The following is a 20,615-nucleotide window of genomic DNA, read 5'->3' as shown; positions in this document are numbered from 1 at the left end:
GCCGTCACAGACCAGGCGGTCGCCTCCGGCCACCGCGCCGGGACTAACCTTACGACCGTGCTCAGCAGTCCAGGACACCACCCGGGACGCCGCCCGGGACAGCGACCCGTGCACGCCCTCGTCCTGCCTCCGGGGCCCGCCCTGTCCGAGGCCGTACGGCAGGCCCTGACCGGCGACGGGCCCACCGTGCTGCCGCTGTCGCCCGACCTGCCGCGGCCCGCGCTGGAGGCGACGCTCGCCGCGCTGCGCCCCACCCACGTCGTCACCGCCGACGGCGTCCGGCGCATGCCGGACGGAGAGCCGTCCGACGCGGCGCTGATCATCGCGACCTCCGGCTCCACCGGCACCCCGAAGGGGGTGGAGCTGACGGCCGAGGCGCTGCTCGCCTCGGCCCGCGCCTCGCTGGCCAGGCTCGGCGCCCGCGAGGGCGACCGCTGGCTGTGCTGCCTGCCGCCGTCGCACATCTCGGGCGCGCAGGTTCTCATCAGGTCGCTGCTGTGCGGCACCGAGCCGATCGTCCACGCGCGCTTCTCCCCCGCCGACGTCGCCGCGAGCGGGGCCGACCACGTCTCGCTGGTCCCCACCCAGCTGCGGCGGATGCTGGACGCGGGGGCCGGCGTCGCGGCCTTCGGCACGATCCTGCTCGGCGGGGCCGCCGCCCCCTCGGGCCTGCTGGCCGAGGCCCGCGCGGCGGGAGCCAGGATCGTCACCACGTACGGGTCGAGCGAGACGAGCGGCGGGTGCGTGTACGACGGCGTGCCGCTCGACGGAGTCGAGGTCAAGATCGGCGGCGACGGACGGGTCCGGATCGCCGGCCCGGTGCTGTTCTCGGGTTACCGCCTGCGCGAGGAACGGCCCTTCGAGGGCGGCTGGTTCGTCACCTCCGACCTGGGCTCGATCGAGGACGGACGGCTCACCGTGCTGGGCCGGGCCGACGACGTGATCAACACCGGCGGCCGCAAGGTCGTGGCCGGCGCGGTCGCCGAGGTCCTGGCCGGGCACCCGGCCGTACGCGACGTCGTGGTGGTGGGCAGGCCCGACCCCGAGTGGGGCGAGATCGTGGTCGCCGTCGTGGTTCCCCGCGACGGCGGCGAGGTGACGCTCGGCGAGCTCAGGGACTTCGCCAAGGAGCGGCTGCCCGCCTACGCCGCGCCGCGCGCCGTCGAGCTGGTGTCCCAGATCCCGCTCCTGCCGAACGGCAAACCCGATATGGTCGAACTCAAGAACCGGAACCGCGGATGACCTTCGTGCGTCTGTAAGAGCAGGGGAAGGGGACGCCGCATGCAACCGATCCGCCTCACGCCGGCCCAGAAGACGATGGCCTCCGCCGTGCTCGTCGGCGTCGTCATCGTGGGTGGAGCGTCGATCACGGCCGCCGCCTTCGCCGGCCGCCTGGACGACGTCGCGAAGGTGGGCGACGCCCCCGCCGCCAAGCTCGGCCCCGCGACGGGCGGCCACGGGCAATCGGTCGAGGTCTCCCCCGACGCTTCCGGCCGCGACCTCACCGGGGCGCGGTCCACTCCCGAGGCCGACGACTCCGGCGTGACGTCCAAGGTCCTCACGGACGACCCGGACGGGGTCGCCGAATACTGGACGCGCGAGCGCACCGAGGGCGCGGACCCCATGCCGGTGCCCGAGGTCAGCGTCATCATCCCCGAATGACCGGGCCGCTCCGCCGAATCCGGCAGACCTCCCCCGCGGGGTGAGGGAACAAACCAGGCGCGAGAGCGTTATTGATACTGGTGCGCTGAGCCGCCGGACGCCGCGCCCCGATCGCAAGCATCACAAACCTCGAACCAACCATGAACTCCGCAAGGAGGAGGTGTCCTCATGCCCCGGACCGCCGTGGCGGACTCGCCCGAGCGCGAGGCGACCCCGACGACGCTCGACCTGCTGCTGGAGCGAGGCCGTGCACAGGGTCGCCTTTCCCTGTCGGAGCTGCGCGAGGCCTTCGCGAAGGCCGGCGTCAGCCCCGTCGAGGGCCGCTCGATCCTGCGCGAGCTCACCGAGGCGGGCGTGAACCTGGCCGCTGACAACGGCACGGAGAACGAGCCGGGCGCGCAGACGACCGCCGAGACGGGGGCGCGGACCCCGGCCAAGGCGCCGGCCAGGAAGTCCCGCCGGGCCGCCCAGGCCGCGGCGCAGGCCGCCAAGAGCGCGCCGGCCTCCAGGAGCGCCGCGAAGAAGACGGCCAAGGCCGCCGACGAGGAGCCGTACGAGGAGGAGCTGCAGGCCGACGAGGCCGAGGCGGAGGACGGCGAGACGCTCGACCTCGACGACACCTCCTCGGTCATGGGCGACTCGGTGCACACCTACCTGAAGTCCATCGGCCGCCGCACCCTGCTCACCGCCGCCCAGGAGGTGGAGCTGGCCAAGCGCATCGAGGCCGGTCTGTACGCCGAGTACAAGCTGGAGACCGCGCTCGAGAACGGCGAGCACCTGCCCCCGCACGTACGCGAGGACCTGGAGTGGGTCATCGAGGACGGCAGGCGGGCCAAGGACCACATGCTGGAGGCCAACCTCCGCCTGGTCGTCTCGGTGGCCAAGAAGTACACCGACCGCGGCATGGCCCTGCTCGACGTCGTGCAGGAGGGCAACCTCGGCCTGATCCGCGCCGTCGAGAAGTTCGACTACACCAAGGGCTACAAGTTCTCGACGTACGCCATGTGGTGGATCCGGCAGGCCATCCAGCGCGGCTTCGCCGACTCTGCCCGGACGATCCGGCTGCCCGTCCACGTGCTGGAGATGCTGTCGAAGCTGTCGCGCGTCGAGCGTGACATGCACCAGCGGCTCGGCCGGGAGCCCACGCCGGAGGAGCTGGCCGTCGAGCTGGACAAGACCCCGGACCAGATCGAGGAGCTGCTGCGCACCAGCCGGCAGCCGATCAGTCTCGACTCGACCATCGGTGAGGACGGCGAGACCCGCATCGGCGACCTCATCGAGGACGTCGACTCCCCCGAGGCGTCCGAGGTCGTCGACCGGCAGCTGCTGGCCGAGCAGCTCAAGGGCGTGCTGAGCAACCTGTCCCCGCGCGAGGCCAAGATCATGAGCCTGCGCTTCGGCCTGGCCGACGGCAAGCCCCACACCCTGGACGAGATCGGCAAGCACCTGGGCCTGACCCGGGAGCGGATCCGCCAGCTGGAGAAGGAGTCGCTGTCCAAGCTGCGCCACCCGAGCAACACCCGCCCGCTGCTCGACTGGGCCAGCTGAGAACTGGGCCAGCTGATTCACATATCCGTACGGCCCGCACCCTCAGGGGGTGCGGGCCGTACGGCTTTTCAGCCGGCCTGGTGGTCGTCCCTTCTTCCGCCGCGGAGGCGGTGCAGGAACGCCCACAGCGCGGAGCGGGCGGGCCTGCGTGGCCTGCTCCTGCCTAGTGGTGCGCGGCGGCCAGGCCCTTGCGCACGTCGCGCGGGGTCAGGCGGGCGGGGTCGCCCGTCTTGGAGGCGCGCGGCACCCGGGGGATGCCGCTGAGGCGGTGCGCCTCCCGCAGCGTGCGCAGGCGGTTCACCTCGTCGGTCCACAGCGCGCCATCGGGAGTGGCCTTCGCCTTGCGCCGGGCGATCCTGCTGTCGTAGGACTTCACGCCGAACGTGGCGCGCTGGCCCGCCTCCGCGGCGCGCAGCGCCTCGGTCAGGGCCGCGTCGAGGCCCAGGGCCGCCTCACGGAGCTCGGGGAGCGGCGCGCCCGCCGCCTTCGCCTCCTGGAACCGCCGCTGCGCCACCCGGACCTTCTCCAGCACCTGGTCGAAGTTCTTCCGGATCTCCAGATCCGCGTGGTAGCGGACCTCCGCCTCCCGGCTCACCCGCGGACGGAAAAACGCCATCGTCAGCCCCTTCGGTATCGAACTCGCGTCGCAACCGGTAGCGTACGCGCTCCGCGCGGGGGCCCGCACCGCAGGGTGCGCCGCCCTTTACGAAGTAAGGCCCAATGTGGCAGCATGATCGCCGTGCCTGCCAAGCGACCACCCGTCCCCCTGTCCCGCGAGCGGATCATCGACGCCGCCCTGCACATCGCCGACGGTCAGGGCCTGCGCCGGCTGACCATGCGCCGCCTCGGCGACGCCCTCCAGGTGGAGGCCATGGCCATCTACCACCACCTGCCGCGGGGCAAGGAGGCGCTGATGGACGCCCTCGCCGAGCACGTGACGACCGTGGAGGTCGATCCGGCCACCGCCGCCACCTGGCAGGACAGGGCACGCGCCTGGGCCCGCGCGAGCCGTGCGGCGCTACTCGAGCACCCGGGCGTGCTGTCGCTGGCCCTGACCAAGCCGCCGAAGGGGTCGGCCCTCATCGCGATCGGGGAGCAGACCGAGCAGTTGCGCGAGGCGGGGGCGGGCGACCCGGCCGGAGCGGTCCGGGCGCTGCGGGCCTACGTGTTCGGCAGCGTGGCGGTGGAGGTCCAGCAGTCGGGATGGGCCGACCCGGACGCCGAAGTGCGCGACGCCCGCACCGCCGAGGGCGAGCGCGACTTCGAGCACGGCCTCGACGCGCTGATCGCCGGCCTCGGCGGCTGAGACCTGGGGTTTCCGGGTCGTCCACAACGACCGCTTCCGGTGACCGGAATCTGTGATCTCTCGGTTACCCGGCCGTCGGCGTGTCGAGGCCGGACCGTTGCCTCCAATGGGGCATTCTTGTGTACTAGGTCACATCAGTGCGCGTGAGCCTGCTCGGGGTGCGGCCGGGTCCCCTGCCCGACCGGCGGAAATGCTCCGAACTGACTATGTCGTACGGATGCGGCCGAGCCGCAAACTGGTGTAGTCCAGTGTGGTGTGCGTCATACCCCACGGACACCCGGAAGACAAAACGAGCGAACGATAAAGACACGGAGCCCCGGCGATGTGCCCTCATGAACCGGCCTGTCCCAGCGCGGACGCGAAGGACCGAGAAGCCGCCCGCACGATAGCCTGTCACCCCGAGCAAGGCTGGAGCCTGCTCTGCAACGGCGTCGTGCTGTTCGAGGACACCGGCGAGCTGCTGCCCGACGGCGGCGTCATCGCCCCGCACCGCCCCACCGACATGGCCATCAGCGCGGCCTAGGCGAACGCAGCCACCGCGCCACCACCTCGCCCACCCGGGCGGGGTCCTTCTTGAACTCGTGCCCCTCCCCCGGGAGGACCACGAGACGTGCGGCGTCCTTCTCGTCCGGCACGCCGAACGGATCCCGATCCCCGTTGACCACGAGCACGGGGGTCCCCGCCTGCCGCAGTTCTTCCGCCCGTGACCGTTCCGGCTTGCCCGGCGGGTGGAGCGGGAACGCGAGCGCCACCACCGCCTCGGCCCCGGCGGCACGCGCGGTGCGGCAGGCGACCCGCGCGCCGTTGCTCCGCCCGCCCTGGACGAGCGGCAGGCCCGGGTGGCGCTCGCGGAGCGCGGCGACGATCGACAGCCACGCCTCGTCCTGCTTGACCGCCGACCCCGGCGCCCGCGCGCCGCGCAACCGGAACGGCTGCGTCACCCGGGCGACGGTCCCCCCGTCCGCCAGCACCGCGTCCCGTACGGCGAGCAGGTCGGGGGCGTCCACACCTCCCCCGGACCCGTGGGTCAGGACCAGCAGCAGCCGGGGATCGGCCGCCTCGTCCACCTCGGCCAGGGCACGGCCGTGCGGGGTCTCGATCTCCATGCCGGTGACGGTAGCGGGTCCGACTGAAGCGGGAGGAGGCGACCCTCCGTTCGGAGGATGGCACGCCCCCGTGAAAGGGGCCAGAATGTCATGGTGACGGACATCGCATCGCAGCAGCCGCCCGCGCCCGGGCGCCCCGTCCCTCCGCCGCCGGCGGCCTCCTCGACCCGCGAGGACCTGCGCGCCGTCATGGCGGCCCGCCGCGACCTCGGCCCGGATTACGAGGACGCGCTGGTCGACTCGTTCCTCGACAAGCTCGACGTCGAGATCGCCGCGCGGGTACGCAACGAGGTGGCGGCCCAGCTGCACCACCAGCCCCCGGGCAACCAGCCCAAGCAGAAGGACGGCGCCGTGGGCCTGGCCCTCGGCTCACTCGGCATCGGCATCCCGCTGACCGCCATCGCGGCCGGAGCCGGGCACTTTCCGGGGCTCCTGCTCGCCTGGGGCGGGATCGTCGCGGTCAACTTCGCCTACGCCATCAGCCGCCGCTCCCAGCGCTGAGCCAGTCCGGCGGTTCAGCCCTCGACACCCTCCATGGCGGGGCGCACGTCCCGCCCGAGGCGCAGCCGCACCTGGTCGGCCAGCGCCTCGTCGGGGTGGTCGAGGCCGTAGCGCCACACGGTCTCCGCGTCGGCGTCGCGGCCCCGCAGCGGCAGCGTACGGGCCAGCAGCTCGATCGCGAGCGCCCCGGTGCCGGCGTCGGCCCCCTCCTGGCGGCTGTCCTCCACGGCCCCGGCGAACTGCGCGCACGCCATCTCCAGGTGCGCCATGCCGAGCAGCACCCGCAGGCGTGCCGGGTCGGCCACCGCGCTGACCGACAGCGCCTCGAGCAGCACGTCGGCGGCCCTCTCGGGCTCGCCGTCCTCCAGCAGCCGCTCGGCCATCCGCTCGACCACGACGGACAGGCCTTCGCCGGCCTCGCCGCGGTCCGGCGCGTCCTCGTCCGCGGCGAGTTCCGCGAAGATCGCGGCCGCGCCGTCGAGGTCGCCGCCCTCGGCGAGCCGGCGCGCGTGGTCGAGCCGGTCGGACCGCCGCCCGGAATCGATGGCCGTCATACAGGGGCCTCGCATGGTCGCAGGTGATGAGAAACGATCACCGCGATCTTAACGAGACCGGCCGCCGGGCGGGGCCGACATACCCAACTGATCAGTCCTCGTACGCCTCCAGGGGCGGGCAGGAGCAGACCAGGTTGCGGTCACCGTACGCCTGGTCGATGCGGCGCACCGGCGACCAGTACTTGTCGTCCCGCAGGCCGGGCACCGGGTAGGCGGCCACCGCCCGCGAGTACGGGTGGGTCCACTCGTCGGCGGTGAGGCACTCGGCCGTGTGCGGGGCGTTGCGGAGCGGGTTGTCGGTCTTGTCGTACTCGCCCGACGCCACCTTGGCGATCTCTTCCCGGATGGCGATCATCGCGTCGGCGAAGCGGTCGAGCTCGGCCAGGTCCTCGCTCTCGGTCGGCTCGATCATGAGCGTCCCGGCGACGGGGAACGACATCGTGGGCGCGTGGAAGCCGTAGTCGATCAGCCGCTTGGCCACGTCGTCGACCGTGACGCCGGTCTCCTTGGTGATCTGGCGCAGGTCGACGATGCACTCGTGGGCGACCAGGCCGTCCCGGCCGGTGTACAGCACCGGGTAGTGCGGCGCCAGCCGCCGGGCCAGGTAGTTGGCCGACAGGATCGCCTGCTCGGTGGCCTGCCGCAGCCCGTCGGCGCCCATCATCCTGACGTACGCCCAGGAGATCGGCAGGATGCCCGCCGAGCCGTACGGCGCGGCCGACACGTGCGCCGGCAGGTGGTCGGCGAGGTGGGCCTTGACCGCCACCGGGCCGACGCCGGGGCCGCCGCCGCCGTGCGGGATGCAGAAGGTCTTGTGCAGGTTCAGGTGGGAGACGTCCGCGCCGAACTCGCCCAGCTTGGCCAGGCCCACCAGCGCGTTGAGGTTGGCCCCGTCGACGTAGACCTGCCCGCCGGCCTCGTGGACCCGCTCGCAGATCTCGACGATCGTCTCCTCGTACACCCCGTGGGTGGACGGGTAGGTCACCATGATCGCGGCGAGCGCGTCGCGGTGCTTGTCGATCTTGGCGGCGAGATCGGCCAGGTCGACGTTGCCGTTCGGGTCACAGGCCACCACGACCACCCGCATGCCCGCCATGACGGCGCTGGCGGCGTTGGTGCCGTGCGCGGATGACGGGATCAGGCACACGTCGCGCCCGTCCTCACCCCTGGATCGGTGGTAGGACCTGATCGCCAGCAGCCCGGCGAACTCGCCCTGGGAGCCCGCGTTCGGCTGGATCGACACCCGGTCGTAGCCGGTGACCTCGGCCAGCCAGCCCTCCAGCGTCGAGATCAGCTCGGCGTACCCCTCGGCCTGCTCCGCCGGCGCGAACGGGTGGATCGAGGCGAACTCCGGCCAGGTGACCGGCTCCATCTCGGTGGTCGCGTTGAGCTTCATCGTGCAGGAGCCCAGCGGGATCATCGAGCGGTCGAGCGCGATGTCCTTGTCCTGCAGGCGCCGCAGGTAGCGCAGCATGGCCGTCTCGGACCGGTGGGAGTGGAACACCGGGTGGGTGAGGAAGTCCGAGGTCCGCTGCAGGTCGGCCGGGAGCGCGTCGGAGGTCACCCGGTCGAGGTCCTCGACCACGAGTTCGGACGCGCCGAACGCCGCCCAGACCGCCCGCAGGTGCTCCGTGGTGGTCTTCTCGTCGCAGGCGACGCCGACGTGGTCGTCTCCGGCCAGGCGCAGGTTCACGCCCCGCTCCGCGGCGGCGGCCACGACCTGGGCGGCCCGCCCGGGAACGCGGGCGAGCACGGTGTCGAAGAACTCGTCGTGGACGACCTCCACGCCGCCCTCGCGCAGCCCGGCGGCGAGGACGGCCGCATGGCGGTGCACACGCTGGGCGATCCTCCTGAGGCCCTCCGGGCCGTGGTAGACGGCGTACATCGACGCCATCACGGCGAGCAGCACCTGCGCGGTGCAGATGTTGCTGGTGGCCTTCTCCCGCCGGATGTGCTGCTCGCGGGTCTGCAGGGCCAGCCGGTAGGCCGTGCGGCCGTCGGCGTCCACCGAGACCCCGACCAGGCGGCCCGGCATCTGCCGCTGAAGGCCCTCGCGTACCGCCATGTACGCCGCGTGGGGGCCGCCGTAGCCCAGCGGGACGCCGAAGCGCTGGGAGGAGCCGACGGCGATGTCGGCGCCCTGCTCGCCCGGGGCCTCCAGCAGGGTCAGCGCCAGCAGGTCGGCCGCGGCCACCAGCAGCGCCCCCTGGGCGTGCGCCCGCTCGGCGACCGCGCGGAAGGACGCCACCCGGCCGCTCGCGCCCGGATACTGCACGAGGACGCCGAAGCACTCGGGCAGCTCACCGGCGAGGTCCGACTCCACCAGCGTGATGCCGAGCGGCTCGGCGCGGGTCGCCAGCACGGCCTTGGTCTGCGGCAGCGCGTCGGCGTCCACCACGAACACGTCGGTCTTCGCCTTGCTCGCCCGCCGGGCCAGCGTCATCGCCTCGGCCGCGGCCGTCGCCTCGTCGAGCAGGGACGCGCCGGCGACGTCGAGGCCGGTGAGGTCCGACACGACCGTCTGGAAGTTCAGCAGCGCCTCCAGCCGCCCCTGCGAGATCTCCGGCTGGTAGGGCGTGTACGCGGTGTACCAGCCGGGGTTCTCCAGCACGTTGCGCAGGACGACGCCCGGGGTGATCGTGTCGTAGTACCCGAGGCCGATCATCGGGGTCAGCACCCGGTTGCGGCCGGCGAGGGCGCGCAGTTCGGCCAGGGCCTCGGCCTCCCCCACCGCCTCGGGCAGGTTCAGCGGACCGCGCGTGCGGATCGCCTCGGGCACGGCCACGGCGAGCAGGTCGGCCACCGACTCGTAACCGACCACCTCCAGCATCCGGGCGCGGTCGCCCTCGGAGGGGCCGATATGGCGGGTGGCGAAGGGCGGGGCGGAAAGATCGCGAAGTGTGGACCGGTCGCTCATGACAGGGGCCTCCTGGGCGGGTCGAGACCTGCGGCGACCGCCCGGCGCCTGCGGTGGCGCGGCCGGTCGTGAAGCGGTCTCCCCCTCTGTCATCGGACCTGAGAGCTTCACCGGGCCGTCGAGCCCGGCTTTCCCCTTCGGTGAGGCACCGCCTGGCCGGCGGGCCTGCTTTTCAGAGTCGCCTCGTCCGTGCGGTACGGGTGCCTGAGAGATTCCGGGGAGGTTTGCTCCTTCGGCGCCCCTGAAGGCCAGGGGTCTCTCCCGCACGAGGTCGTCGGCCGTGTCCCACTCTACCGGCTACCCCGGATCGCCCGGTTCGCACCCCGCTCGAGATCGGCGCCGAGTCCGCGGCGCGGGCGCGATCCGATGGTTCGCCCTGCCGTTCCTGGTCGGGCTGATCCCGGCCCAGCGCTCGCCGGGGCATCCGCTCAGCCGGTCCTGCGGGCCTTTCTTCGACGGGCCAGCTCGTCCGCCGGATGGTCCCCCTCCGCATCCGGAGCGGCCTCCGCGCGCTCGCCCGGAAGCTCGGCCAGCGATCCCTCGACCTCCCGCCAGACCCGCCCGAGCGCGATGCCGAACACGCCCTGGCCGCCCTGCAGCAGGTCGATCACCTCGTCGGCGCTCGTGCACTCGTAGACGCTCACGCCGTCGCTCATCAAAGTGATCTGGGCCAGGTCGTTGACGCCGCGGTCGCGCAGGTGCCGTACGGCGGTGCGTATCTGCTGGAGGGAGACCCCGGTGTCCAGAAGACGTTTGACGACCTTCAGGACGAGGATGTCGCGGAAGCTGTACAGTCGCTGGGACCCGGATCCCTGGGCGGCCCTTATCGTCGGGAGCACCAGTTCGGTCCGGGCCCAGTAGTCGAGCTGCCGGTAGGTGATCCCGGCCGCCGCGCACGCCGTGGGCCCGCGGTATCCGATGCCCTGAGGCAGCGCCGTCGGCTGCTCGTCGAACAGCAGACCCTGTTCGCCGGCGCGCTCGCGCGCCGCCTGCCGAACCGGGTCGTGCTGGCCGGCCGACTTACCCTCGCCGCTGCTGACCGCCACTGCGGACCTCCGGCTTTCTCTCATCCCACGGTCTGATCTGGGGGTTCGTGAATTACAACCGTGGTTTCCCTTGCACCGTAGGACCGGGGCCATCGTCAGTCAACGACCCCGTCCGGCGCGTCGTGAAGCGTAATCTCCCGAAATCGTCCGGCACGTCAGCCCGCCCGGCCGAAGTCTTCCGGTGTGATTTTGTCCAGGAACTCGCGGAACTTTTCCACTTCGTCTTCCTGGTCGTCGGGCATGCTCACGCCCGCCTCCTGGATCACGTCCTCACTCGCGTAGATCGTCGCACCCGTACGCAACGCCAGCGCGATCGAGTCCGAAGGACGGGCGCTGACCTCCACGCCGTTGGAGAAGACCAGATCGGCGAAGAAGATTCCATCGCGGAGCGCGACGATGTTGACGGTGCGCAACCGCACCCCCAAGGCCTCAAGAACGTCACGGAACAAGTCGTGGGTCAGCGGCCGGGGCGGCGGCTCCTCCGCCTGGGCCAACGCGATAGCGGTCGCCTCGGTCATGCCTATCCAGATCGGCAGATACCGATCACCGCTCGTCTCCTTCAGGAGAACGATCGGCTGGTTGGTGGGCATCTCAACGCGAACCCCCACGACCTCCATCTGCAACACGGGCGGCTCCGTCTCAAGCGTCGCGGCATATCACCAGGCATTCAACGTAACACCCACGGAGGTGCGGATGTGCCGGTCACCGCCCCAGAACGCCGCGAACACTCCCACGCAGTAACGCATTGTGCAGTTCCTGGAGAAGTCCGGAGATCTCCCTGGCGGTCTCGTCCGCCTCCGCAATCGCCCCCGGCGCCTTGCGCCGCAGCAGCGGGGCCACCGCCTGCTCGATCAGACCGGCCTCCCGCTCCACCGCGGCGCGGATCGCCCTCAGGTGCCGCGCCTGCAGGCCGAAGCGCGCCAGCGCCCCCACGCTGCGCGCGACCTCAAGCGCCTCCCCGTCGTACCGGCGCGCCACGGGAGCGACCAGGCCGAAACTCTCCATCTCGGCCAGGGTCTCCTCGTCGATGCCGGCGGCCTCGATGAGCTCCTCCCGGCTGAGGCGCACGGGCGGAGCGCCGTCGGACACCGCGTGCGGGCGGGCCGCCTGCTCGTCCAGCTGATCCTTGATCACCCGGAGCGGCAGGTACTGGTCACGCTGCGCACGCAGGATGTACCGCAGGCGTTCGACGTCGTTGTAGGTGAACTTGCGGTACCCCGACGGGCTCCGCTGGGGCTCGATCAGCCCCTCACCCTCCAGAAACCGGATCTTGGAGACGGTCACGTCCGGGAACTCGCCCTGCAGCAGGGCGAGCACCTCCCCGATGCTCATGAACGCCCGTACGGCCTGCGCGCTCATGACTCCTCCTCCTCACCGATCACAGCCCTCCGGGACCACGTGTGAGGAACACCAGCCGGAACTTGCCGATCTGCACCTCGTCGCCGCCCTGCAACGGGGACTCCTCGATGCGCTCCCGGTTGACGTAGGTGCCGTTGAGGCTGCCCACGTCCCGCACGGTGAACTGGCCTCCGCGCCGGTAGAACTCCACGTGCCTCCTGGACACGGTCACATCGTCCAGGAAAATGTCGCTTTCCGGGTGGCGACCCGCCGTAGTGAGGTCGCTGTCGAGCAGAAATCGGCTGCCCGCGTTCGGACCCCGCATGACCACCAGAAGAGCCGTGCCGGGCGGCAACTGCTCGACGGCGGCTCTGTCCGGCAGAAGCGTCTGGCCCGTCTCCGCCTCAAGCGCCTCGAGTGAGATCGTCGAGGTCGTGTCGGCTGCGACGGGCGCCGGAGCGCTCAGCGGCGAACCGCATCGTGAACAGAAACGGGCATCCTCGGGGTTGGCATGACCGCACTGCGTGCAGTAGACGCTGGGCATCGAACGGCTCGGCCTCTCTCACGACTTGCTCTAGGACTAGCTCAAACTGCGAATGCCGCAACTTACGCTGATCAGGCACAAAGGTCAAGACCGCGGCTGGGCGTGGACTGACCAACGCTACAGCCAGCGGAGGTTCAAGGTCCATCCCGCCACACAGTGTTTGATTGCGCTCGCTCCGCTCGCGCGGCTCGGGGCGCTTTCAGGCTGTGTCTTCCCTCCTCGCTCGGGACGCTCGTTCCTCGCACCCCTCGCTCGTCAGTCCAGACCACGGCCGCGCCCCTCGCGTGGCGGTTGCGCGCCGTAAACCTCGCAATGGGGTAGCCGCTTCGCGGGACGGTCGCGCGGCGTATCCGAAGGGATATCAGTGGGCGCCGGCGGCTTGTTCGACGACGTGGGCCCAGCGCTCCAGGAGGGCCTGGGCGGTGTCCATGTCGTGGCCCTCGGCCCACAGATGGGTGACGGCCTCGGCGGGGTCGGGCAGGACGAGGGCCCAGCTTCCGTCGTCCTCCACGACGCGGACGCCGTCGGTGGTGTCCAGGCGGTGGCCCTCGGCCGCCTCGACGACCGAGCGCATCACGGCCCCCTTGTGCGCCCAGGGCGTGGGAACGGTCCGCTTGAGCAGCTTGGCCTCCGGGATGCGGGCGTCGATCTGGCTGAGCGACAGCCGCGTGCGCGCCACGAGGCCGAGCAGGCGCAGGAACACCGCCAGGCCGTCCACGGTGGGCGCGAACTCCGGGACGATGAAGCCGCCCCTCCCGTCGCCGGCGAAGATCGTGTCAGGGTGCCTGGCCGCCCGCGTCAGCGTGTCGAGGCTCGTGGCCGTCCAGTCGACCTGCACGCCGTGGAATCGGCAGACCATCTCCGCCACCCGGGTCGTGGTGACGGGCAGGGCCACCCGGCCGCCCCGGCGCTCGGCCGCCACCAGGTCGAGCACGACGAGCAGCGCCCGCTCCTCGCTGATCAGCTGGCCCATCTCGTCCACCAGGGAGACGCGCTCCCCCACCGGGTCGAACCGTACGCCGAAGGCGGCCCGCGCCGAGGCCACCAGCTCCGCCAGGCGCTGCAGGTCGCGGCGGCGCTCGGCGAGCGTCTCGGTGGGCGAGGCGTCGTCGAGGCGGTTGTTCACGGTGAGCACGTCGACCCCGGCCCGGCCCAGCAGGCTCGGCAGCACGAGCGAGGAGGTGCCGCCCGCGCAGTCGACCACGACCTTCATCTCGGTGTCCTTCACCCCGGACATGTCGATGCAGGCCAGCAACTCCCTGGCGTAGGTGTCCACGGCGCGGGCGGGGAAGGTCAGCTCGGCGATCTCGCCGGGGAAGGCGCGCCGGTACTCCTGCCGGGAGAAGACCCGCTCCAGCTTGCGCTGGGCCGCCTGGGACAGGTCGGCCCCCGTCTCGTCCATGAACACGATGTCGACGCTCTGGGGGTCGCCCGACGTGGTGCGCAGGGCGATGCCGCCCCTGACGTTCTCCCGCGAGGTGTTGAACCTGGCGACCGGCAGGGCGGCGGCCTCCAGGTCGACCACGTTGATCGCGCTGGAGTTCAGCGCGCTGATCACCGCCCGCTTGAGCGCCCGCGCCGCGCGCGAGGCGTCGCGGGAGGTGACGACCGTGTCGCCCTTGCGCAGCGTCGTGGCGTACGCGCTGGCCAGCCGTACGCACAGCTCGGGGGTGATCTCGACGTTGACCAGCCCGGAGACCCCGCGGGGGCCGAACAGGCTGCGCTGGCCCCGCGACTCCCAGATGACGCTGGTGTTGACGACCGTGCCCGCCTCGATCGTCTTGAAGGGGTAGATCTTCACGCCTGAGGAGACGTACGCCTCGGCCTCGATGACGCACTCGTCGCCGACGACGGCGTTCTCCTCGATCCTGGCGCCGGTCATCACGTCGGTGTTCTTGCCGATCACGCAGCCGCGCAGGTGGGCGGCCGGGCCGACGTACACGTTGTCGCTGACCACGGCGCGGTGCAGGAACGCGCCCTCCTTGACGACGGCGTTGCTGCCGAGCACGGTGTACTCCCGCAGTTCGGCGCCGGCCTCGACCTTCGCGTAGTCGCCGATGTAGAGGGGGCCCTTGAGCACGGCCTCGGGGTCCACCGAGGCGCCCTCGGCGGCCCACACGCCGGGGGCCAGCTCGAACGCGTCGAAGTCGACCTTGACCTTGCCCTCCAGCACGTCGGCCTGGGCCTTGAGGTAGCTCTCGTGCGTGCCGACGTCCTCCCAGTAGCCCTCGGCCACGTAGCCGAACAGCCGGCACCCCCGTTCGAGCATCTCCGGGAAGATGTCGGACGACCAGTCGACCGACTGGCCGGGGGCGATCTCGTCGAGGACCGACGGCTCCATGATGTAGATGCCGGTGTTGACCGTGTCGGAGAACACCTGGCCCCAGGTGGGCTTCTCCAGGAAGCGCTGGATGCGGCCGCTCTCGTCCACGATGATGATCCCGAACTCCAGCGGGTTGGGCACGCGCTTGAGCCCGATGGTGACCAGCGCCCGGTTCTCGCGGTGGAAGCGGAGCATGTCGGTCAGGTCGATGTCGGTGAGCGCGTCGCCGGAGATGACCAGGAAGCGGTCGTCACGGAGCTTGTCTGCGGCGTTCTTCACGCTGCCGGCCGTCCCGAGGGGGACCTCCTCGGTGGCGTAGTGGAGGGTCATGCCCAGCTCGTCGCCGTCGCCGAAGTAGTTGCGGATCAGCGCGGCCAGGAACTGCACGGTCACCACGGTCTCGGTGAACCCGTGCCGCTTCAGCAGCCGGAGCACGTGTTCCATGATCGGCCGGTTGATGATGGGGAGCAGGGGTTTGGGCTGGTTCGCGGTCATCGGCCGCAGCCGTGTCCCCTCCCCGCCCGCCATGACGACGGCCTTCACGGGTCACCCCTTCGTTAGCTGGCGCACCTGTACGACATACAACACCCCCGCCCACCAATACAGACCAGTTCCCCAGATGGCGAAGGCCCATCCGAAGATCGCGGCAATCTCGGCGTACCACCCCTCGTGAGAGGCGAGGAACAGCAGCGGGAACGCGTACATCAGGGCGGCAGTGCCGGCCTTGCCGAGGAAGTGGACGGGCAGCGCCGGGCCGTAGCCGTGCCGCCGCAACACGGGCGGCATCCACAGCAGCAGCACGTCGCGCAGCGGCACCGCGAGCGCCAGCCACCAGGGGACGGCGCCCCGCAGCACCAGGCCGATCAGGGTGGCGAGGATGTAGAGCCGGTCGGCGAGCGGGTCGATGAGCCGGCCCAGCCTGCTGATCTGGTTCCAGGCGCGGGCGAGCTTGCCGTCGAGCCAGTCGCTGAAGCCCGCGAGCGCCAGGAGCGCGATGGCCCACCCGTCGGCGTGGGGACCCAGCACGAGCCAGAGGAAGACGGGGACGCCGAGCAGCCGCAGGGCGCTCAGCAGGTTGGGCACCGTCCAGATCCGGTCCTCGGCAGCGTTCACGCCCCAGACCCTACATGCCGCTCTCCCGGTCGCTCCGGGCAGGAGCCACGGGGTTGAACCCGTTGCCGACCACGCCGAACCGGTGCGCCGTCACCGCGGCCCGGCCGCGGGTGCGCGGCCTCAGGCCGTTTGCGCGGCGACGAGCCGGGTGTAGCGCCCGCCCAGGGCCAGCAGCTCCTCGTGGGTGCCCCGCTCCACCACCATGCCCCGCTCGACGACCAGGATCAGGTCGGCGTCCCGCACCGTGCTCAGCCGGTGCGCGATCACGATGCGGGTCTGCGTCAGGCGGGACAGCCGGGCCTCGATGCCCGCCTCGGTCGCGCTGTCCAGGTTGCTGGTCGCCTCGTCGAGCAGCAGCACCTTGGGGCGGGGCAGCAGCGCGCGGGCCAGGGCGAGGCGCTGGCGCTGTCCGCCCGACAGGCCGCCGCCCTCGACCAGGATCGTCTCGTAGCCCATCGGCATCGCCATGATCTCGTCGTGCAGGCCCGCGAGCCGGGCCGCCTCGGCGATCCGGTCCATGCCGGCCTCGGGGAAGTTGAGCGCGATGTTCTCGCGGATCGTCCCGGTGAACAGCGACGGCTCCTGGGTGACCACGCCGAACTGGCGGCGCAGCGATCGCGGGTTGAGCTCCGCAGCGGGAACGCCGTCGTACCGGATCTCCCCGGCCGTCGGCTGGTACAGGGCGAGCAGGAGGCGGGCGAGCGTGCTCTTGCCCGACCCCGAGGGACCGACCAGTGCGACCTTCTGCCCGGGCCGTACGACCAGTGAGACGTCGCGCAGCGTCCACGGGCCGCGCGGGTCGTGGCGGAAACCCACCCCGCGCAGCTCGATGCCGCCGCGCAGCCGCAGCACCTCGATCCCCGTGGACGGCTCGGGCTCGGAGGCGAGGATGTCCGACAGCCGGTCGAAGTGCGCCCCGGCCTGCTGAAGGCTGCGCAGGGTGGTCATCAGCGAGCCGATCGGGGTGAGCGCGGCGGTGGCCAGGGCGTTCAGCGCGAGCAGGGTCCCGAGGCTCAGCGACCCGTCGAGCACCCGCCACGCGCCGACCCACAGCAGCCCCAGCGGCGCGAGATAGCGCACCGCCCCGAGCACCGCCTCGATGAGCCCCCGGACGAGCCCTCCCCGCACGTCGGCGTCGAGTTGCCGGGCGAACAGGTCCGACCACCGCTGCATCGCCCGCGGCTCGGCCCCGGACGCCTTGAGCGTCTCGATGCCGCCGACGGCCTCCATCAGCCGGCCCTGCGTGACGGCGAGAGCCGCCAGCTCGCGCCTGGTCAGGTCGCCCACCCGGCGGGCGGTGCCGAGCAGGAGGGCGGCCTGCCCTCCGGCGAGCAGCGCGAGGAAGCCGCCGAAGACCGGGTCCCGGGCGAAGACGAGCAGCAGGTAGACCAGGGCGAGCGGCCCGTCGAGCAGCGACGAGAGAATCTGCCCGGTCAGCGTCTCGCGCAGGGCGATGACGCTGTTCGATCGGTTCACCAGGTCGCCCTTGCCGCGCACCGCGAAGTACCGGTACGGCAGTGCGACAAGGTGCGACACCAGGTTCCGCGTCACCTCCCCGTCGGTGCGCGAGCGGAGCGCGACGAGCAGCACCGAACGCAGGTAGCCCACCGCGAACTGGGTGACCACGGCGACCAGCACGGCCACGCCGAGCAGCGTGAGAAGCCCGGAGTCCCCGCGCGGGAGGATCCGGTCGACGACGATCTGGAACGCCGTCGCGAGCCCCAGGCCGAGCACCTGGAGCAGCACCGAGGCCGCGAGCACCTGGGCGAGCAGGCCCTTCCTGCGGAACACCAGCGTGCGCAGGAAGTCACGCCGCCACGCCCGCGCGGCGCTGGACCGTACGCGGCGGAACCCCGGCTCGGGCTCGAACGCCAGCAGCACGCCGGTGAAGCCGGCGTCGAACTCGGCGGGCGTGAGCCGCCTGCGTCCCTGGCCGGGGTCCACGATGTCCACGTGGTCGGGCGTCCACCGCTCCACCACCACGAAGTGCTGAAACTCCCAGTGGACGATCGCGGGCATGGGCACTCGCCCGAGATCGGCCGGCTCCAGCGAGAACGCCTTGGCGTTCAGGCCGAACTCCCGCGCGGCGCGGACGATGGCCAGCGCGCTCAGGCCGTCCCTGCCCACCTGGAGGTGGTCGGCGACCTCCTGCACGGTGGTGCGGTGGCCATGGAAGGACAGGATCATCGCCAGGCAGGCCGCGCCGCACTCGGTCGCCGAGTTCTGCAGAAAGACCGGGACCCGTCTCACCCGCCACCCCTCAGGACCAGAGCGGTGAGGACGGCCAGCCCCGCGGTGAGCACCGCGACCGCGCACCAGAGCAGGACGAGCGTACGGTCGCCGACCTCCTTGACACCGGCCGCGGCGGGCGGCGGGGCGGCATGGCGGCGCAGCGCCTCGGCGCGGAAGATCTGCCGGTTCACAGCGTGCCGGTCCGCGCCGTGGTTCCCCAGAACCATTCGATCTTCGCGGAACGGCGGCGTTCATCGATCCACAGGTCGAAGACCCGCCGTTCGACACGGCGGCGCGTGTCCGCGTCGAGCTCGGCGCCGGCCACGGAGATCACCTTGAGCAGGACGTCCGGGGCGGGCGAGACGACGTCGCCGGGGCGGGCGGTGCCGATCTCGGCCGCGGGCACGTCCTCGACGACCAGCCGGGCGCCGCGCGTCCGCTCCGCCAGCGCGAAGAAGCCGGCTCCGGCGTCGATCTCGGCCGCCGCCCGCCGGGCCGTCTCCGAGTCGGGGAAGGTGAGGCGGGCGACCCGGGCCGTCGCGAACTCCTCCCGGTGCTCCTCGAAGTACGGCTCGACCCGTCCGGCCGTCACCCGCTCGCGGACGCGGGCGGCGGCCACCTCCCCCGCGACCAGTTCCTGGAGGTCCACCAGGGTGAGGGAGCGGCGGTCCATCCACTCGCGCGTCCGTTCCGCGGTGAGCAGTCCCCGGGCGCGCCGGAACGCGTCCACCGCCTCCTGGATCTCGTCGTCGGACAGCTCGACCGGCGCCTCCTCCATCTCGGCCTGGACGAGGGCGGCGGCGACGATCCGGTCCACCAGCCGGGCCTCGTCCCACAGGAAGTCGAGCCAGGCGACCGCGTCGACCACCTTGACCCCGACTCCGTCGATCCGCAGCAGCAGCATCTCGCCGGCCCGCTGCACGCCCCGCAGGGGCCAGGGCAGGGCGCGGTCGGGGCACCAGGACAGCGAGACGGTCCCCTCCCCCGGCCGTTTGATCAGGAGGTCGTAGTGGAGCGAGTCGTCGTAGTCCTCCCGCTGCCACAGCAGGCGGAAGCGCACGCCGGGATGGCGCTCCCGCAACTCCCGCAGGTGCTCCTGGGCCTCGGACGGGTCGACGCCGTCCAGGCCGCGGAGGGTTTCAAGGGCGTCCGGCAACATGCGCGGTCTCCTCTCCGACCGTGCCGTACATCAACAGATCACACAACGCCGCGCCGATCGGCAGGCCCGTGGCCTTCTCGATCCAGAGCCACTGGCCACTGGGGTTGACTTCGAGGAAGACGTAACGCCCGTCGGGGGTCAGGATGAGATCGATCGCTCCGTAGCGCAGGCCGAGCCGCCGCACGATCCGCGTGCAGCGCTCGGCCACCTCCGAGGGCAGCTCGTGCACCTCATGGCGCGTGCTGCTCGGGTCGTAGCGGCGCCAGTCGAGCCTCGTGTGATTGCTCTCCTGCGAGTGGATCTCCGCCGCGAAGACGGCCCGTCCCACGACGGTCACCCGCAGTTCGACCCGCTTGGGCACGTACTCCTGCATGACGACCGGGCCGAACCTGATCGCGTCCGCGTACGCCGCATCCCGGGTGGACACCGGTTCCGACATCCGGGCCACGCCCTCCCCGTCGGCGCGGACGCTCGTGGGAACACCCAAGGGCTTGGTGATGATGCGGCCCTGGTGCCGGTTGTAGAAGTCCAGGAACTCGTCGGGGTCGTTGGTGATCAGTGTCTCCGGCAGCTCGAATCCGAGACGACCGGCCAGGAGCAGCTGGGACGACTTGCGCTGGGCCAGCCTGACCCGTTCCCTGGGCGCGGGAACCATGCGGCAGTCGAGCTGCTCCCACAGGTCCCCGGCGAACACCGCGCACTCCTGCTCGATGTGGGCACGTGCCACCGGGTCGGCGATCTCGGGATGCGCGACGGGAGCCTGGGGCCGGCGGAACCACACCGCCGTCAGATGGTCGAGATCGACGTCCGCCGTCTCCGTGCGCAGCCGCCGTCGCACCCGCCCGTCACGGTGGTAAGCCGCGTCGAGCACAGCGCGGACCGGATAGTCGGCCGGGTCGAAGATGACGGCTTTCGCCCCCCGCGCGGCCAGCAGACGGGCCACGTGCTCCGCATGGAGGTCTCCGTCGATCGTGAGGATGAGTATCTCGCCGGACATCCCTCGTTCTTCCTCGTCTGGCTTCCTGATCCGGCTTCCTGGTCGGGCTTCCTGGTCGGGCGCGGGGCGCCGGAAGGGCGCCCCGCGCGGTCACTCGGAAGCGGTCACTCAGAAGTCGAGGTCCTTGGCGTCGACGCTGCCGTCCGGGGTGATGACGTGGCTCGACCACTCGAACTTCCGGCCGCCGTTGACGAGACGGAGGTCTCCCTCGTCGAGCTCCGGCCCGGCCGCCGCGATGTCGTCGATCCTGATCTTGGACATTGTGATCC

The 20,615-nt window shown here is 71.7% G+C and carries 21 protein-coding genes and 1 riboswitch; of the genes, 6 read left to right on the top strand and 15 right to left on the bottom strand.

Going from position 1 to position 20,615, the window contains the following annotated elements:
- Positions 1-57: 57 nt before the first annotated feature.
- The 3 genes from Msi02_RS27145 to Msi02_RS27135 all read left to right on the top strand — a co-directional run bounded on the left by Msi02_RS27145 (position 58) and on the right by Msi02_RS27135 (position 3,210).
- Entirely contained in the window at positions 58-1,242 is a 1,185-nt protein-coding gene (locus Msi02_RS27145; protein ID WP_239108742.1) for an AMP-binding protein, read from the top strand.
- A gap of 39 nt (positions 1,243-1,281) precedes the next feature.
- A complete protein-coding gene (locus Msi02_RS27140) occupies positions 1,282-1,662 on the top strand; it encodes a hypothetical protein (RefSeq protein ID WP_079313904.1) in 381 nt (126 codons plus the stop codon).
- Between the two features lie 168 nt (positions 1,663-1,830).
- The gene (locus tag Msi02_RS27135; protein WP_204050880.1) at positions 1,831-3,210 is read left to right on the top strand and encodes an RNA polymerase sigma factor; all 1,380 of its coding nucleotides are present in this window, start codon (positions 1,831-1,833) and stop codon (positions 3,208-3,210) included.
- Between the two features lie 163 nt (positions 3,211-3,373).
- Here Msi02_RS27135 and Msi02_RS27130 read toward each other — a convergent pair whose 3' ends face one another.
- Positions 3,374-3,826, bottom strand: coding sequence for a hypothetical protein (locus Msi02_RS27130; RefSeq protein WP_204050879.1), 453 nt, complete (start codon positions 3,824-3,826; stop codon positions 3,374-3,376).
- Positions 3,827-3,940: 114 nt separating this feature from the next.
- On the opposite strand from Msi02_RS27130, the gene Msi02_RS27125 reads away from it, so the two are divergent.
- Complete coding sequence (locus Msi02_RS27125) at positions 3,941-4,516, top strand: TetR/AcrR family transcriptional regulator C-terminal domain-containing protein (protein ID WP_079313907.1); 576 nt, start codon at positions 3,941-3,943, stop codon at positions 4,514-4,516.
- Between the two features lie 322 nt (positions 4,517-4,838).
- Complete coding sequence (locus Msi02_RS27120) at positions 4,839-5,039, top strand: DUF5999 family protein (RefSeq protein ID WP_079313908.1); 201 nt, start codon at positions 4,839-4,841, stop codon at positions 5,037-5,039.
- Here the strand turns inward: Msi02_RS27120 and Msi02_RS27115 are convergent.
- Complete coding sequence (locus Msi02_RS27115) at positions 5,026-5,622, bottom strand: alpha/beta hydrolase family protein (RefSeq protein WP_204050878.1); 597 nt, start codon at positions 5,620-5,622, stop codon at positions 5,026-5,028. The two genes, Msi02_RS27120 and Msi02_RS27115, sit on opposite strands and share 14 nt — an antisense overlap.
- A 93-nt stretch (positions 5,623-5,715) precedes the next feature.
- Between Msi02_RS27115 and Msi02_RS27110 the strand changes: the two genes are divergently transcribed.
- Positions 5,716-6,123, top strand: coding sequence for a hypothetical protein (locus tag Msi02_RS27110; RefSeq protein WP_204050877.1), 408 nt, complete (start codon positions 5,716-5,718; stop codon positions 6,121-6,123).
- Positions 6,124-6,137: 14 nt separating this feature from the next.
- Here the strand turns inward: Msi02_RS27110 and Msi02_RS27105 are convergent, their stop codons facing one another.
- From Msi02_RS27105 to Msi02_RS27050, 13 genes are all read right to left on the bottom strand, one after another.
- Positions 6,138-6,677: a hypothetical protein gene (locus Msi02_RS27105; protein WP_079313910.1), complete on the bottom strand. Its 540-nt coding sequence runs from the start codon at positions 6,675-6,677 to the stop codon at positions 6,138-6,140.
- Between the two features lie 91 nt (positions 6,678-6,768).
- Complete coding sequence (gcvP, locus tag Msi02_RS27100) at positions 6,769-9,594, bottom strand: aminomethyl-transferring glycine dehydrogenase (protein WP_204050876.1); 2,826 nt, start codon at positions 9,592-9,594, stop codon at positions 6,769-6,771.
- 182 nt (positions 9,595-9,776) lie between these two features.
- A riboswitch (glycine riboswitch) is annotated at positions 9,777-9,868 on the bottom strand.
- 154 nt (positions 9,869-10,022) lie between these two features.
- Positions 10,023-10,640 (bottom strand): MerR family transcriptional regulator, encoded by a 618-nt coding sequence (locus Msi02_RS27095; RefSeq protein WP_030506528.1) that lies wholly within the window; start codon positions 10,638-10,640, stop codon positions 10,023-10,025.
- Between the two features lie 155 nt (positions 10,641-10,795).
- Positions 10,796-11,266, bottom strand: a complete 471-nt coding sequence (locus Msi02_RS27090; RefSeq protein WP_139577972.1) for a bifunctional nuclease family protein — start codon at positions 11,264-11,266, stop codon at positions 10,796-10,798.
- Between the two features lie 76 nt (positions 11,267-11,342).
- Positions 11,343-11,999 carry a transcriptional regulator FtsR gene (gene ftsR / locus Msi02_RS27085; protein ID WP_079313912.1) on the bottom strand — a complete coding sequence of 219 codons (657 nt, stop codon included), beginning with the start codon at positions 11,997-11,999 and terminating at the stop codon, positions 11,343-11,345.
- 19 nt (positions 12,000-12,018) lie between these two features.
- Positions 12,019-12,522: an FHA domain-containing protein gene (locus tag Msi02_RS27080; RefSeq protein WP_079313913.1), complete on the bottom strand. Its 504-nt coding sequence runs from the start codon at positions 12,520-12,522 to the stop codon at positions 12,019-12,021.
- 361 nt (positions 12,523-12,883) lie between these two features.
- Complete coding sequence (locus Msi02_RS27075) at positions 12,884-15,388, bottom strand: mannose-1-phosphate guanyltransferase (RefSeq protein WP_204050875.1); 2,505 nt, start codon at positions 15,386-15,388, stop codon at positions 12,884-12,886.
- Positions 15,389-15,391: 3 nt separating this feature from the next.
- A complete protein-coding gene (gene clsA / locus Msi02_RS27070) occupies positions 15,392-15,958 on the bottom strand; it encodes a cardiolipin synthase ClsA (protein WP_079313915.1) in 567 nt (188 codons plus the stop codon).
- A gap of 120 nt (positions 15,959-16,078) precedes the next feature.
- On the bottom strand, positions 16,079-18,208 hold the full coding sequence (locus tag Msi02_RS27065; protein ID WP_239108741.1) for a peptidase domain-containing ABC transporter: 2,130 nt from the start codon (positions 18,206-18,208) through the stop codon (positions 16,079-16,081).
- Positions 18,205-18,381 (bottom strand): hypothetical protein, encoded by a 177-nt coding sequence (locus Msi02_RS43480; RefSeq protein WP_179155037.1) that lies wholly within the window; start codon positions 18,379-18,381, stop codon positions 18,205-18,207. Before Msi02_RS43480 ends, Msi02_RS27065 begins: the two co-directional genes overlap by 4 nt.
- The gene (locus Msi02_RS27060) at positions 18,378-19,349 is read right to left on the bottom strand and encodes a TIGR04500 family putative peptide maturation system protein (protein WP_204050873.1); all 972 of its coding nucleotides are present in this window, start codon (positions 19,347-19,349) and stop codon (positions 18,378-18,380) included. The genes Msi02_RS43480 and Msi02_RS27060 overlap by 4 nt, the downstream gene beginning before the upstream one ends.
- The gene (locus Msi02_RS27055; protein ID WP_204050872.1) at positions 19,330-20,346 is read right to left on the bottom strand and encodes an MvdC/MvdD family ATP grasp protein; all 1,017 of its coding nucleotides are present in this window, start codon (positions 20,344-20,346) and stop codon (positions 19,330-19,332) included. Before Msi02_RS27055 ends, Msi02_RS27060 begins: the two co-directional genes overlap by 20 nt.
- A gap of 108 nt (positions 20,347-20,454) precedes the next feature.
- Positions 20,455-20,607, bottom strand: coding sequence for a putative ATP-grasp target RiPP (locus Msi02_RS27050; RefSeq protein ID WP_143737104.1), 153 nt, complete (start codon positions 20,605-20,607; stop codon positions 20,455-20,457).
- Positions 20,608-20,615 lie beyond the last annotated feature (8 nt).

It is taken from the genome of Microbispora siamensis, from assembly GCF_016863095.1.
GTDB lineage: Bacteria > Actinomycetota > Actinomycetes > Streptosporangiales > Streptosporangiaceae > Microbispora > Microbispora siamensis.
The sequence above is the reverse complement of the archived record's forward strand: the minus strand, read 5'-3'. Positions and strand labels throughout refer to the sequence as shown.